This is a genomic window from Veillonella parvula (assembly GCF_032472435.1).
GTDB classification, from domain to species: domain Bacteria; phylum Bacillota; class Negativicutes; order Veillonellales; family Veillonellaceae; genus Veillonella; species Veillonella parvula_N.
In genome coordinates this window covers 74726-90295 of record NZ_JAWEGM010000005.1, presented here as the reverse complement: position 1 = coordinate 90295, position 15570 = coordinate 74726, and the positions used below count along the sequence as shown (strand labels likewise).

The following is a 15570-nucleotide window of genomic DNA, read 5'->3' as shown; positions in this document are numbered from 1 at the left end:
CTTATTCTCTTGATGAGATATATCGAAAAATAGTATAATAACATTTAGTATATGACGTTATAAATACAAGGTCTTGTAGCTTATACAAGATGAACGATATAAAGTGTAGGAGGAATTCTGTTGGAAAAGTTAATCATTCAAGGTGGCAATCGGTTGGAAGGACGTGTACGTGTTAGTAGTGCTAAAAATGCAGTGCTCCCTATTATTGCCGGTACTTTGCTAGCATCAACGCCTAGTAAATTGCTTGAAATTCCAAATTTAGAAGATGTAGGCACGATTTGCCAAGTTATCGAGTCTTTGGGGGTTAAAATCACTCGTAATAATGCAGATGGTGAAATTGTTTTCGATGCTTCTACATTGACTGCTACGGAAGCTCCTTATGAACTTGTGCGTAAAATGCGTGCATCCTTTCTTGTCATGGGTCCACTTTTGGCTCGTAAAGGGGAGGCTAAAATCTCAATGCCTGGTGGATGTGCTATCGGTGCACGTCCCATTGATCTTCATTTAAAAGCATTTGAAGCATTAGGTGCAAAAATTGAAATTACTGAAGATTATGTATATGCTCATGCTCCGGAAGGACTTAAAGGGACTCAAATTTATTTGGATTTCCCAAGTGTGGGGGCTACAGAGAATGTAATTATGGCTGCTTCTATGGCGGAAGGTAAAACCGTTATCGAAAATGCTGCAGAAGAGCCTGAAATTGTTGATTTAGCTACATTCTTAAATGCTATGGGGGCTAATATTCGCGGAGCTGGTACAAATGTGATTCGTATTGAAGGTGTACCTCAATTACACGGTGCTATTCATACAGTTATTCCTGATCGCATTGAAGCTGGTACATATTTAATCGCTGCTGCTATGGCAGGTGGTGATGTATTCGTAGAAAATGCATTGCCAGAACATCTAAAACCAGTAGTGGCTAAATTAAAGGAAGCTGGTGTAACAGTAGAGGAAGAAATCGACGGCATTCGCGTTATCAGTAGTGGTAAAGGCATTAAAGCTGTCGATATTAAAACCTTGCCATACCCTGGATTCCCAACAGATATGCAAGCTCAATTCATGGCTCTTACCACGATTGCGGAAGGCACTAGTACAGTAACAGAAACTGTATTTGAAAATCGTTTTATGCATGTTGCTGAACTTCGTAAAATGGGGGCGCATATTGACATCGATAATCGTCAAGCTATTGTCGAAGGTATGCCAAGCTTACACGGGGCTATAGTGAATGCTACTGACCTGCGTGCTGGAGCGGCGCTGGTATGCGCTGCATTGACTGCGGAAGGTAGAACAGAAGTCGGTCGTTTACATCATATTGACCGAGGTTATGATGATTTTGTAGGTAAATTGCAAAGGTTAGGTGCTGATATTGTTCGGGTTGACGAATAAGAGTACACAGCCAAAACAAAATAAAAAGAAAAGAAGCCGGCGCTCTAAAGGGCCGGCTTTATACAACGAGCAACAGAACTTAGGTGCTGCAAAGGTTGAGAATTCGAAAGCGAGTACTACACGTAAACCATTGAGAAGGACAAAACGTAAGTCTACTAAGCTTTCAAATGGCGTGGCAAAGCAAGCTAATCATTTGGCCTCCAATATGCGCGAGACCATGATTAAAGTTACAAAAATGCGCCGTGCTGAACGACGTAGTCGTGAGACTGTAGCGATTGCTAAAACAACGCCAGCCATGACATTAAAACGTTTAGTTCGACCTGAGCAAGTTGGAGATTTTATGAGTCGTTTGAATCGATCCTTAAACTTCGATTTGGGAATTGATTTAGGGACTGCAAATATCCTCATTTTTGCGAAGGGTAAAGGCTTGGTATTAGATGAACCTGCGTATATTGCACGGGATGATAAAACCGGTGATATTCTTGCTTTAGGTGAGGCTGCACGTTCTATGGTAGGCCGTACTCCAAAAGGGATTTCCGTCATCCGTCCAGTTCAAGCGGGCGTTATTGCAGATTATGATATGACAGAATTCATGTTGAAGTACTTTATTCGCTCCGTTGTACCTGCTTCTAGATTGATGAAGACGCGTATTATCGTATGTGTGCCATCAGGCATTACACCTGTAGAGAAACGCGCCATTTTAGAGGCCTTACTCAGAACCGGTGCAAAAAAGACAGTCCTTATTGAAGAGCCATTGGCTGCTGCTATGGGGACTGGTCTCAATGATGCTAAGCACGTAGGGGCGATGGTTGTCGATGTTGGCGGTGGCACTACGGATATTGCCGTTCTTTGTGATACGGGTGTGGTTGTAAGTGAATCACTTCGCATCGGTGGAGATTCTTTTAACGAATCTATTATCCGTTATATCCGCCGTAAGAAGCGCCTCGTTATTGGTCCGCTAACGGCAGAGAAAATTAAAATTTCTGTAGGGACTGTGGATCGTCGTGCAAAGGAGCGTACGATTGAGGTACGAGGACGAGATGCAAGTTCTGGATTACCAAAGATGGTTGCGGTGAATTCTTTAGAGATTCAACGTGCTCTAGAAGCACAAGTGATGAATGTTTTGGAAGGCGTTAAGTCCATTCTAGAAAAAACTCCACCAGAACTTGTGGCCGCTATCAATGATCATGGTATCATTCTTACTGGTGGTGGCGCGCTCATCGATGGATTAGACCGTGTTATCACACGTTCTATTGGAATCGCGGCATACCTTGTAGAATCTCCAAGATATGCAGTAATTAAAGGTGTTGCAAAGGCTTTAGATGAAATGTCACAGCTTCGTGATACATTAGATGAGTTACAATAATATAGTTACAATAATATACCATGATGATGTAAGCTTAAATTGACGAGGTTATGGTCTACAGTTATTCTATTTTATGTATGGAGTATCTTTAGACTGTAACCTCGTTTTTCGTTTATTTTTTTGAATTTTTCATCTTTATGCTGTATACTATAGTAAAAGTATATTGCGTAAAATTGATGTAATGATATAAGGCCATTATTATGGTTTGTAGCTATAGAGGAATTAAAGATGAAACGATATCTGTATATGACTTTTGCTGTTTTAGGTCTACTGGGTAGTACCGTTCCTCATGCTGAGGCCGGTAATTTAACAGGGGTGCGCGTATCTAATCATGAAGGTACAAGCCGAATTGTTTTAGATGTATCTGAAATGCCTGTATCTTGGACTCAATCCTATAATGAAGAAACACATGCTCTTACATTGAACTTAGGGGGTACTACAAATGGTTTAACTGGCCCCATATCACAAAATGATAAAAAAACGGGAGTTCTTAAAGGCATTGGCTTACAACCGGTTAATGGGGCCTTACGAGTAACATTAACAGCGAATAAGGATGTACAACATCATGAGTTTGCATTAGAAAAGCCTTCGCGTATAGTAGTGGATTTATTTTCTGGCTATGCGCAACAGACTACAAAAGATGTAAATAAATCTGTAACGTATAGCAAAATTAATAACACCGTAGCTGAAGGGAAAATTCAAGCCTTTGCATTGACCGTAGATAATGATTCACCTATGGTGGTGGCGCATGTTCCAGAAGGTAAACCATTATCTTCTGTTACTCAAGCTCATACAGCTATCATTGGAGCAAAGGTAAAAGGGGGCAGTTTTGAACGACCTTACTCAGTGGCAAGTGATGGAGCCATTGATTTAGAGCGTATTTCTAATCGTGGTACGTTACGATATACGCCTAATAGAGGATACTTTATAGAAGAGAAAAAACCTTTACTTCAAGCTAAAACGAAGAATGAGAGTTTTGTAATCACCTCCGTTGATACGGTTCGTAAAGAGAATGCCTTGACCCTTTATACGTCAACTTATGGTCCTTCTACAAAGACCAATGAATATGGTTATGAAGTGACTGTAGCTAATGGCAAGGTTATTAGTAAACAAAAGGGAAATTCTAAAATTGGGGAAAACCAATATGTATTGTCTGGTCATGGCGAATCTGGAAATGCTTTACGTAAAATAAAAGTTGGAACACCTATTACGATTCAAAATAGAGAAGAACTTGCTCAAGTTAGTACTACCGGTGGGGCTAGTTTAGAAGTGGGCACTATGGTGATGAAAGGCGGTTGCTATGTAGGAGCTGATGAATCTAATAACAAAGGTCGTAGTTTCATTGGAACCACAAAGGAACATGATTTAGTTGTGCTAACAGTTGATAAATCCGAACTTCAATCTGTAGGTGTGACTCAAAAAGAAGGAGCTCAGTTATTGTCTAAATTAGGTGTTGTTGATGGCGCTGAATTATCAAATCAAGGTAGCATTGATATAGTTATCAATGATGATTATGTACACAAATCTTCTGCACCTATGAGTTATGAGGATATAGTAATCATAAAATAGATTCGTTGCATACAATTTTGTTTGAAATATTACTAATAATTTAGTATACTATAAATACATAACTAATTTTGTAAAAGGAGGGATCGTTATGAAAAGAGTAGTGTTAGCTTTAGCTGCATTAGGTATTTTAAGTGTTAGCTCTGTAATGGCGGCCCCTGTATCATACCAAAGTGTATTAACAGGTAAAGTTGCTTCTACAGTTTCTGTTGGTACTTCTGTAACAGAAGGCCAAACATTGGTGACTGTAGAGACATTGGCTGGTCCTATGGCTGCTGCTAAATCTACTGTAACTGGTACTGTAACGGCGGTTAATGTTACAGTGGGTTCAGACGTTTCTCGTGATCAAATCGTTGTCACTGTAGAAAGTAAATAAAGGAGAGAAGGAATGAAGTTTTCTCATTCTTGGCGTCGGTATAGAAAAGCGATACTGGCGCTTTTCTTCTGTACTTCACTTACAACTGCACAGGCTATTGATTTTATGCCTGTCAATGATGTAACAACAGGTATGGAAGGTATTGCAAAAACTGTAATCGTAGGGGATACTATTTCCACCTTTGATGTAAAGGTACTGGGTGTCATGAAGGATAAGGGACCATCTGGTCATCTTATTTTAGCCAAGTTTTCCGGCCCCGTTATGGATCAAACTGGTGGCATTGCGCATGGTATGAGTGGTAGCCCTGTATATATAAATGGTAAACTCGTTGGGGCTGTTGCTTATGGCTGGGGGTTTGCGGATGGTACGATAGGTATGATTACTCCTATTGAGGATATGGTCAAACTATGGAATATACCATATGAGAAAAACTTATCTAAACCTTGGGATGATACACAATTGATTCCTTTAGGTACTCCACTTATGGCATATGGCTTCGATGCGGCATCAATGGAATACTTTAAATCGAAGTTACCACAATATAAATATGAAACATATGACACCGCAAGTGCTAGTGGTGATGAAATTGCAAAACCTTTAGAAGCTGGTGGCTCAGTAGCGGCTTTGCTAGTTGATGGTGACCTTAAATTGGGCGCTATTGGTACTGTTACTCATGTAGATGGTGAAAAGATTGTTGCCTTTGGTCATCCATTCTTAAAACATGGTTCTTCTAACTATTTTATGCACAATGCAAGTATCTTTACCGTTGTAAAAAGCTATAATGCTGCCTTTAAGCTTGGCTCTATGGGTAAAGAGATTGGCTCTGTTACCGAAGATAGAGGTGCCGGTATTGCAGGTGTATCAGGCGTGATTTCGCCAGGTATTCCATTGCGATTCCATTTAAAGGATATTGATATGGGCCGTGATAGAACTAGTTCCGTCAAGGTTATTGAAGATGGTGAAATGACACCAACTTTAGCAGCTACAGCCTTATACAATATGTTGAATAAAACATTGGATCGCAGTGGCTCTGGTACGGCTACAATTTCTTATACTATTACGCCAAAAGGGAAAGAACATAAGCCATTAACGCGGACAAATATGTTCTACAGCTCTGATTCTATTAGTGAAAAAGCAGTTGATGAATTTTATAATGTCATTGATGTTCTTATGAACAATCGATTCATCAACTATGAAATTTCGGATATTTCGGTTGAAACAAACGTAACGCAAGATAAGAAAACAGCAAAGCTTATCGATGCTTCTGCTTCGTCTACTGTAGTTTCTCCTGGGGATACTATCGTAGTAGATGTAACATTAGAGCCGTTCCGCGGTGAAAAGGTTATTAAACAAATTTTCTTTAAGGTACCTGAAGATCAAGCTATTGGTAAGTATACCTTAGAGGTGCGTGGCGGTGGCGAGATTCCATTACCATACGTATTGGAAAAACAGAAATATAATTTAACAGATGAAATTTTACGCCGTTTGAAAGTTCATAAAGATTTTGATGAGCTTTATGATGAAATTCAAAAGACAGATACAAATAATCAAATCGTTGTAGAATTTTTGGAAGATGGTATCAGCTTAGTTGATGAAGATGGCTCTCAATCTGTTAAAAAGGCTAAGCTTAAAGATGTGGAATCAAAACCTATGCCAGGGGATGTAAAGAAAAAAACAGGTCAAGAAGATTTGAGTTCTAGTAAGGATGATGAAAAGAAACCTGAAAAGACTGCTGTTGATACTGAGTACATTGTGCAAGGTGATGGTCAATTTACGATTCATGTAATGAAGCCTGCTGATCGGGATAAAGAATTAGCAAAACGTGTCAAAGAAGCGAAACATCAGATTAAGATGGAACGCAAGTTAGAATTGGAAGATCAATCTAAAAAAGATAAAACGGATAAAGCTGAGTCTAAAAAGGATTCTAAAAAAGAGTCGAAAGAAACCAATAAAAAAGATGAGGCTAATGCTGGTGGAACAAATACAGCTGAATAAGTTGAAACTGTAAGGGAAAGGGATAGACTGTTGAGTTGGCTAGAATCGATAGGTCGAGTCGTCATAAACGGCTTATCGCAGATGGGTAGTGCTACATTATTAGTGTGGCAAACAATAAAACAATTAAAAATGATTAATCTGTGGCATGTATTTCAACAGATGGCTCACTTAGGGGTAGACTCCTTGCCTATTATTAGCTTAACTCTACTCTTTGCTGGTGCCGTTATGACCTTACAGATTACAGATGTACTCATTACCTATGGTGCTCAAAGTACAGTAGGTGGCCTTATGGCTGTAGCTATGGGCCGTGAATTGGGTCCTATCTTAGTTGGTGTAGTATTAGCCGGCCGTGTTGGCGCAGCTATCACGGCTGAAATTGGTACAATGAAGGTAACAGAACAAATTGATGCCCTACGTGTTATGGCTGTTGATCCTGTTGGTTACCTCGTGGTACCACGTGTAGTAGCGTGTATGATTATGGTGCCAATTTTGGCATTTTATGGTGTTGTTATCGGTATTGCCGGTGGTTACTTTGTAGCCACTGTTATCAAGGGTTTGGCGCCTAGTACATATTTAGATTCTATTCAAATGTTTTCTACCATTTCAGATTTCACCTTAGGACTTATAAAGTCTAGTGTGTTTGGTGCTGTCATTGCATTGGTAGGTGCTTATAAGGGCATGGAAACTAAAATGGGCGCAGAAGCTGTTGGTTTTTCCACTACTAGTTCTGTAGTAACTAGTATTATTCTAGTATTTGTATTAAATTACTTTTTATCTACATTGTTATTTTAGTGGATATTTTTAGAGGGATTTATGATTGAACTACGCAATGTTGTAGTTGCCTACGAGTCACGTGTGATTTTAGACTCTGTTAATCTCACTATTAATGATGGGGAGACGTTAGTTATATTAGGCGGCAGTGGTAGTGGTAAAAGTACATTACTTCGCTTATTAATAGGTTTACAACGTCCTACATCAGGGCAGATTATCGTAGATGGCACAGATATAACTACATTATCTGAAGATGAATTTAATACAGTACGAAGAAAAATGGGGATGGTATTCCAATATTCAGCTTTGTTTGATTCTATGTCGGTAGGTGAGAACGTAGCTTTTGGTTTGCGTCAACATACGAAGTTAAAGGATGACGAAATCAAACGCATTGTGGCAGAAAGACTTGATTGGGTTGGTTTAAAGGGATATGAGTCATATATGCCTAATGAGTTATCTGGTGGTATGAAAAAGCGGGTTAGCTTAGCTCGTGCTATAGCACTAGATCCGAGTTTAATTCTTTATGATGAACCTTCATCAGGGTTAGATCCTATTACATCAGGTACGATTAGTATGCTAATTAAGGGGATGCAGAATCGGCTCGGTTGTACTTCTATCGTGGTAACACATGATATGCAGTCAGCATTTTATGTTGCTGACCGCATAGCTTTACTCGATCAGGGGCATTTTGTAGAAATTTCTGATACAATAGAATTTAAGAATTCTACAAATAAGAAGGTACAACAATTTATTCATGGTGAAGCAGAGCCGATTAACGAATCTGCGATGGGAGATATATAATGAAGTGGACGACGGAGGCCAAGGTAGGGGCTTTTACAATAATAGGTATAGTTCTATTTATTGCAGGCATACTATTTGTAGGCCGTATCGATATTTGGGCTAAACCGCAAATGACAATTACAGGTAATTTCACTCAAGTAAATGGCCTAAAAAATGGGAATCAGGTTAAATTTTCCGGCGTGGCCATCGGGACTGTTTCTGATATTGAAATTACACCGCGTGGCGTTGTGGTTAAGATGAAGCTTGATGGAAAAACGCAGATTCCAAGTGACTCGATGTTTTCCTTGGGGTCAGATGGTTTTTTAGGTGATAAATTTATTCAAATTTCACCAGGACAGTCTAAAGTATATTTACAGGATGGTGACTCCGTTAAAGGTGAAGGCGTTGATGCTGTGGATAAGGCCATGCAGAGTGCGCAAAAGTTAATGGATGGCACTGAGAAGATGCTACAGTCTATCAATAGTATTATTGGTGATCCTGCAACTCAAAGTGCACTTAAATATTCCTTGCAATCTACAGCGGTGATGGCTGATAATGCGGTAGCTATTACACAAAATATGGCGGATGTAACGGCTCAACTAAATCAAGCAGCACAGCAATTTAATGCTGATGGTAATGCAGGCAATGATATGCGTGCTATTTTAACTAATTTAAAACAAACTACTAATCGTGTAGATAATATGGCTCGTACCATGGAATCGACTGTAACAGATCCTAAGGCACAAGAAAATATTAAAGAGACTTTACATAATACGGCACAGATTTCAGCTCGCATCAATAAACTGATGGGCGGAAAGGCGTACCAAACGGATGTAAATGGGAATAGTGTAGAGGTTGGTATGACTGAAAAAAAGTCATTTACCAAGATTGAACCATCTGTAGATTTGTTGTATAACACAACGGATAATGAATTCCGTGTCAATGGTAGAGTACGTGCCTTTAACAATAAAGGGCTGGCTGAAATTGGCCTTTCTAATATAGGTGATGATACTACTTTTGATCTGAATGCAGGTCGATTTATTAGTTCTAAATGGTTGGTGCGTGGTGGTATTTTTGAAAGTGAATTGGGTCTCGGTGTAGATTATAACCTCCGTGGGCCAGTATCCTTATCAGCCGCGCTATATGACCTTAATCATCGTAAATATCGTATTCGTAGTGATATACGTTTGCATAAAGATACCTATGGCGTTATTCAAATGACCAGACCGTTCAGTTCTACGAATGGAGGTACCTATTTCGGTATTAAACAAGTATTCTAATGACTAACACATTTACTCTATATGAGTATGGAGGTACATATTATGAATAAAAAGGTTCTTTCCTTAGGTGTAATGCTTTCTTTAGTTACTACTGGTGCATTCGCCGCTGATGTAGTAACTACATCCGTTAACAACGGAGACCAATTAAGCAAATATCAAAAAGAAGCTATTCAATTAACACAAAAGCAATTAGCAGAAAAATCTGTTTTAGACAGTAAAACCTATGAACGTACATTAGCTTTAAACGAAGCCCGTACGGTTGATTTAGCATTAGCTAATAATCGTACAGCTAAGCAAACTAAATGGGGTTATGAAGCTGCTAAATCTGCAGTAAGCCAAGTAGCAGCTGGTAAGAATCCAAGTGTTAGTTATGGTTGGAGTGCTCAAAAAACGGGCGGTGACACAGGTAGTGGCAAATCTGGTAGTCATAATTTTTCCATTAGTGCGCCTGTATTCAATCCACAACTCGATGCAAACATTGATTCCGCACGTTATACTCGTGAAGGTACTGGTGCTAGCTATGAAGAGGCTTTACAACAAGCAAAATACGATGCTCTTAGCGGGTACTATACATTGATTATGAACCGAAATATGGTAGATGTAGCACAACAAGCTGTTAAAGATTATCAAGGTCATGTAACCAATGTAGAGGCACAGTATAATGTTGGTTTAGTGGCGAGCTCTGATGTATTGGCCGCTAAAACAAATCTTGATGATTCTCAAACATCTCTTGTAAAAGCGCAAAATGCTGCAAATTTAGCAGAGGCGAACTTAAATCAAGTTATTGCATACCCTGCACAAACAGCTATCACTACAGCAGAGCGTGATTTACAATATAAACCATATAATGTAACCTTGGAGCAAGCGAAAGCATATGCTATGCTTCATCGTTCCGCTCTTGTTAAATCGGCTCTTGATGTAAAATCTGCAGAAGAAGCTGTAAAATCTGCTAAGGCCGGTTATTTGCCTACGGTTGCTGTAAAAGCTGGTCGTGGCTATGGTGATCCAGATGGTTACTTTGGTACAAGCACAAAGTCCTGGAGTGTTGGTGCTAGTGCTACTTGGAACTTATGGGATGGTGGTGCAACTCAAAATGCTATTAAAAAAGCAAATGCACAACTTGAACAAGCAAAAGAAGCTAACTTGGCAACTGTTGATGCTGTATTGTTAGCCGTACAAAAAGCATACTTGAATTTACGAGCTGCTGAACAAACAATTCAAAGTACACAAACTGCAGTCGCACAAGGTCAAGAAAGTTTCCGTATTGCTACGCTTCGTTACCGTGCAGGTGTTGGTACGAACCTTGATGTACTTGATGCAGAAACTAAGTTGACAACAGCTCGTAATAACTATGTAGAAGCTCTTTACAATTACAATATTAGCATTGCGGCTCTTGAACAATTAACAGGCGTTCCATTGTCTACACCTGTAGGTCAAGGTGCTGAAGTTATCGCTAATAGTGGTGCTGTTGAACAATTGTCAAAACTAGGCGGCAATCAATAATATGATCCTTAAAAAGACGACTTCGGTCGTCTTTTTTCTTGTAGGGTACATTATAGACAATGAGTGTTATTGATAGGTTTTATAAAATTCACTCTGAAAATACTATAGTTATTACTGTGTCTGTGGTAAGATTAGTATATATATTTATATTATTCATAATGTGTATGGGAGTATCATTATGACCCGTAAAAAGTGGTTCCTTATCGGTGCAGCGATTTTAGGTTTGTCTGGTATTGTTGGCGCCAGTATCAATCCTATGGCTCAAACTTACATAGCACCTATGGTTAAAGAACAAGTAAATAATGTCATAAACGGATCTATAGACTATGATTCTCTCCGAATTAATTGGAATGGTGATGTTGTTCTAACAGATGTGATTATCAAAGATAGAGATGGACATTTAGTTGGAACTGCTCAAGAGGTAGCTGTAGGAGTTAAATTATCTTCTTTACCGAAGATTATTGGTGGCAACACATCAGGGGCTACGGCTATTTCTAGTGTAATCGTCGAGGCGCCAGATTTTCATATATGGCAACTAGCTGATGGGTCGTGGAGTATAACTAAGTTAGTAAAACCATCCGATCCAAATAAGTCGGGTACTTTTGATGGCTCTGTAACTATTAATGATGGTCGTGTAGCTCTACGTACTAAAGATGGAATAAAGAGAAATGTAGAAAATCTTGATGGGACCATGGCGCTTAATATGAGTGGAATGTCTAAAGGCGCCTTTACTGCGGATGTAGATGGTTCCGCAATTACCATGAATGGCAAAATTGATATGAACAATGTATCTAATTTTGATCTCTTTGTACAAGCTGATGAAATTGATACTGCTGGTATTATGAGTTTTGTTCCACTTCGTAAGGATCTATCTGTAACGAGTGGTAAGTTACAAGATTTACATTTAAATCTTAAAAGTGAAGATGGCAAATACATTATGAGTGGTAATGTAGGCTTTAAAGGTTTAACAGGCACTTATAAACGGGGTAATACAATTTATAATATTACCGATGGCACGGGTCGCATTATGCTTAATAATGATCAAATCGTTATTAGTCGTAGTTCTTGGAGGGTAAATGATCAAGTAACAAAGATCAATGGCTTAGTTACACTAGGCAAAGATGAAGAGTATTTAAATCTTAATGTTGTGGCCGATAAAGTAGATTTAGAGGCGATAACAGACGTCGGTGTTTCTGGTATTGTAGGTGGGCGTGCACATATTGGTGGTACGACAGTAGCTCCTCGTGTAGATGCAACGATTGCTAGTGATGGTATTTCTTATAAAGGTTACTATATTGATCGTTTACAAGGGAATATCGTATATGATAACGGTTTAGTTCGTACTGATGATGCGCACTTGTCTATAGGTGAAGGTAGCGCAAAGATTAAGGGTCAATATGTAGCTGATACAGGGGATTTTGATGCTATTATAAATACTCAAGATTTACCTTTAGGCACTTTCACAAAAGATATGACCACACCGATTACAGGTAATATCGATGGTGAGATTCGTATTTTAGGAAAAAATAATCAAGTTACAGATGCCGTAGGCGCTGTTGAAGGTCGCCAAATAGGTATTCACGGCGTTGTGGTTGATACTGTAAAAGCTAACTTTACGCATGCTGATAATAGTACAAATATGACCGTTGTAGGCACTATAGGAGATGGGGCGCTAAGCGGATATGGCTATATCCAAAATGGTAATATAGATGCCACTATTTCCGGTAATGCATTGCCATTGACCGCACTAAGTCCTATTATTGGTCAAGATGTTGATGGCACCTTGAATACCTCTTTTGCGATACAAGGTACATTGGATAATCCAAATGTAATGGGCACTGTATGGGGGCAAGAGGTACATTATAAAGGGGCTCGATTCAATAATATCCATGGAGATATTAAGCTAGATAACCATATTCTCACTATCACCAATGGACATATTGGTGATGGCGATGGGGGCTATGATGTTAATGGTTGGTATAATCTTAATACAGATGTGTTAGATCTAAATGCCAAGGCTCGGGCTGCTCGTATTGAAAATGTGATTCGTACTGTTACAGATGTTCCTATTACAGGTTGGTTTGAAACAGACAATCATATTACAGGGACGGCTGCAAATCCGATTATAGAAGGTCGTGCTCATTTGTGGGATGGTTCTGCTTATGGCAAACTCGTGACCAATGCGTTTGCAAAATATAACTATCAGAATGATACATTAGAGCTTTATAGATTTGATATTGAAGGTTATGGTGCAACTATCACAGGTGGCGGTACAGTATCTAAAGAAGCAATTAATATTGATTTTGAAGGCAAAAAAATTGATATGGGCAGATTGCTCATTAATACGGATTACAAAGTTGATGGTTTGCTATCTGGTCGAGGACAAATTACTGGATCTGTGGATAACCCTCAATTCAATGGCTATATTTCATCCGATGCCTTATCAGTTAATGGGGAATTATTGAACGATATTCATGGTCGTGTTTATGCAGATAAATCGGTTGTAAATGTGCAAGATTTCACCTTTGCTGAAGCCGATGGTGGTCGCTACACTGCTAAAGGTGGTATGAAGTTTGATGATAGTAGACAACTATTTGGTGTATTAGATGTTACTAATGGTAGCGTAAAGAATTTGCTAACCTTGCTAGACCGGTCCAATGAACACATTGATGGCAAATTAAATGGTTCTGTTGAAATCGGAGGTACACGCGACAATCCAAGCGTTAATGTAACAGGCAAGATTAATGATGTAAGTATTGATGAAAAGATTGTTGGTGATGCAACTATCGATGCAAGTCTTGCTAATCGTAAATTCAAAGTTACAACTTTGAAACTGCCTGTTGATGAAGGTCTCATTGCAATAGGCGGTACGATGGATCTTGATGGTCAAGCGGACTTACAGGTTGCATTAAAGGATGTTGATATAGTACCGTTCTTGCCACTTATGGGTAAGGATATTCAAGCTACTGGTTGGGTGACTGGCGTTGTAAATATCACTGGGGAAACTAAGAATCCTAAAGTAGAATTATCCGGTGCTGTAGAGTCGGGGTCCTTTAATGGTGTTGGTATTGATGAAGGTTTTGTATTGGCTACAATGCAAGATCAAGTTATTCAGATTCAACGAATTCAAGGTGCCAAAAGTGGGTATAAGCTAAGTGTCTATGGTAAGATTCCATTAGCGGCAATCTTTACGTCTGGGTATATTCCAGCAAATGATAGCAAATCTATGGATGTAACTATTGATTTTAACGAAGCAGATATGGCTGTTATCCCTCTTCTTACAACTAGTGTTAAGGAGGCAACAGGTCCGTTAAAAGGCACGGTTCACATTACAGGCACTATTGATCAGCCTGAAGCATATGGTACTGTATCGGTACGTAATGGTACGATGAAATTGGCAAGTGTAGAAAATCAAATTACTGGTATTGATGGTGACTTAATTTTCTCTGGTCAACAAGGTGATTTCCAATCCCGTATTAATATGGGCAAAGGCTCAGCTGGTTTGGCTGCTAAAGTAAATTGGTCTGGACATACTCTTACTAATTACAAGGCGGCAGTTCAGCTAGAAGACTTAGAGGTTCGCAGTGAATATGTAAGAGGACCTTTGAATGGTGAACTTTATATTGCTGACCGAGATGGATTGCCGACCCTTATTGGTACTTTAAATCTTGAAAAGATTCAATTCAAAATTCCTCTTTCCTTACAATCTAGTGAAAGTACCAAAGATATGGGGGTGGATGTTACTGTTCATGCGGGTAAAGGTGTACGTTTATATGATCGCACCTTATACAACATGTTTATCAGTGGCGATGTTCATTTTGGTGGATCCTTACAAAATCCAACTGCTAGTGGTCAATTCGATGTTAGAAATGGCACGTTTAAGTATTTGAGCCATGTATTTAATATTACAAAAGGGAATGCTCATTTCGTAGGTGGCTCTTATTTACCAAACTTACAATTAGAGGCTGAAACAAATGTAAGTAATTACACTATTATGCTTGGCGTAAAAGGGACAGTGGATCATATGGACTTATCATTGTCCTCTAATCCTACATTGTCTAGAAAGCAAATCATTTCCATGTTGACCTTCGGCCGCGGTGCAGATTCAAATAGTAGTACTTTGACAAATGAAGATGTGAATGCTGTGGCTACAGCAGGGCTTCAAATGTTTGCTTTTGGCTATGTACAAGATGCATTACAAAATACACTTGGGTTAGACCGCATCAATATTACAACAGGGTCAATTGATCCCGATGAGCCAACTAATAGGGATACGGCAAGTAATTATAATATTGAAATCGGTAAATATGTATTACCGAGAGTCATGTTGACTTATTCTCAAGGTATTAATAACAAACAAAATAAATATGGTATAGAATATTCTGTTAAACGAAACCTTAAGTTCACGGGATGGCATACATCAAAAGGGAACAATTATATAGGTGGTCGTTGGACACGTAGCTTTTAAGAGTATGACTAGAATGTGTAAACCCCTTAGGTATGCACATTCTAGTCATATTAATTTCATAAAATTTGTTTAATATAGT

At 39.0% G+C, this 15570-nt stretch carries 10 protein-coding genes; all 10 read left to right on the top strand.

Going from position 1 to position 15570, the window contains the following annotated elements:
- Positions 1 to 120 precede the first annotated feature (120 nt).
- Positions 121 to 1386 (top strand): UDP-N-acetylglucosamine 1-carboxyvinyltransferase, encoded by a 1266-nt coding sequence (gene murA, locus E7A03_RS07855; protein ID WP_004695444.1) that lies wholly within the window; start codon positions 121 to 123, stop codon positions 1384 to 1386.
- Complete coding sequence (mreB, locus tag E7A03_RS07850) at positions 1367 to 2752, top strand: rod shape-determining protein (protein WP_038125913.1); 1386 nt, start codon at positions 1367 to 1369, stop codon at positions 2750 to 2752. Before murA ends, mreB begins: the two co-directional genes overlap by 20 nt.
- A gap of 228 nt (positions 2753 to 2980) precedes the next feature.
- A complete protein-coding gene (locus E7A03_RS07845; RefSeq protein WP_316073978.1) occupies positions 2981 to 4321 on the top strand; it encodes a phosphodiester glycosidase family protein in 1341 nt (446 codons plus the stop codon).
- 88 nt (positions 4322 to 4409) lie between these two features.
- Positions 4410 to 4694, top strand: coding sequence for a biotin/lipoyl-containing protein (locus E7A03_RS07840; RefSeq protein ID WP_004695449.1), 285 nt, complete (start codon positions 4410 to 4412; stop codon positions 4692 to 4694).
- A 12-nt stretch (positions 4695 to 4706) separates the two neighbouring features.
- On the top strand, positions 4707 to 6689 hold the full coding sequence (locus E7A03_RS07835) for a SpoIVB peptidase S55 domain-containing protein (protein WP_316073977.1): 1983 nt from the start codon (positions 4707 to 4709) through the stop codon (positions 6687 to 6689).
- A gap of 30 nt (positions 6690 to 6719) precedes the next feature.
- Positions 6720 to 7481: an MlaE family ABC transporter permease gene (locus E7A03_RS07830; RefSeq protein WP_004695453.1), complete on the top strand. Its 762-nt coding sequence runs from the start codon at positions 6720 to 6722 to the stop codon at positions 7479 to 7481.
- 21 nt (positions 7482 to 7502) lie between these two features.
- A complete protein-coding gene (locus tag E7A03_RS07825) occupies positions 7503 to 8261 on the top strand; it encodes an ABC transporter ATP-binding protein (protein ID WP_004695454.1) in 759 nt (252 codons plus the stop codon).
- On the top strand, positions 8261 to 9520 hold the full coding sequence (locus E7A03_RS07820) for an MlaD family protein (RefSeq protein ID WP_287509026.1): 1260 nt from the start codon (positions 8261 to 8263) through the stop codon (positions 9518 to 9520). The genes E7A03_RS07825 and E7A03_RS07820 overlap by 1 nt, the downstream gene beginning before the upstream one ends.
- Positions 9521 to 9562: 42 nt before the next feature.
- Complete coding sequence (locus tag E7A03_RS07815) at positions 9563 to 11023, top strand: TolC family protein (protein WP_315307495.1); 1461 nt, start codon at positions 9563 to 9565, stop codon at positions 11021 to 11023.
- A gap of 178 nt (positions 11024 to 11201) precedes the next feature.
- Positions 11202 to 15491 (top strand): translocation/assembly module TamB domain-containing protein, encoded by a 4290-nt coding sequence (locus E7A03_RS07810; RefSeq protein ID WP_316073975.1) that lies wholly within the window; start codon positions 11202 to 11204, stop codon positions 15489 to 15491.
- Positions 15492 to 15570 lie beyond the last annotated feature (79 nt).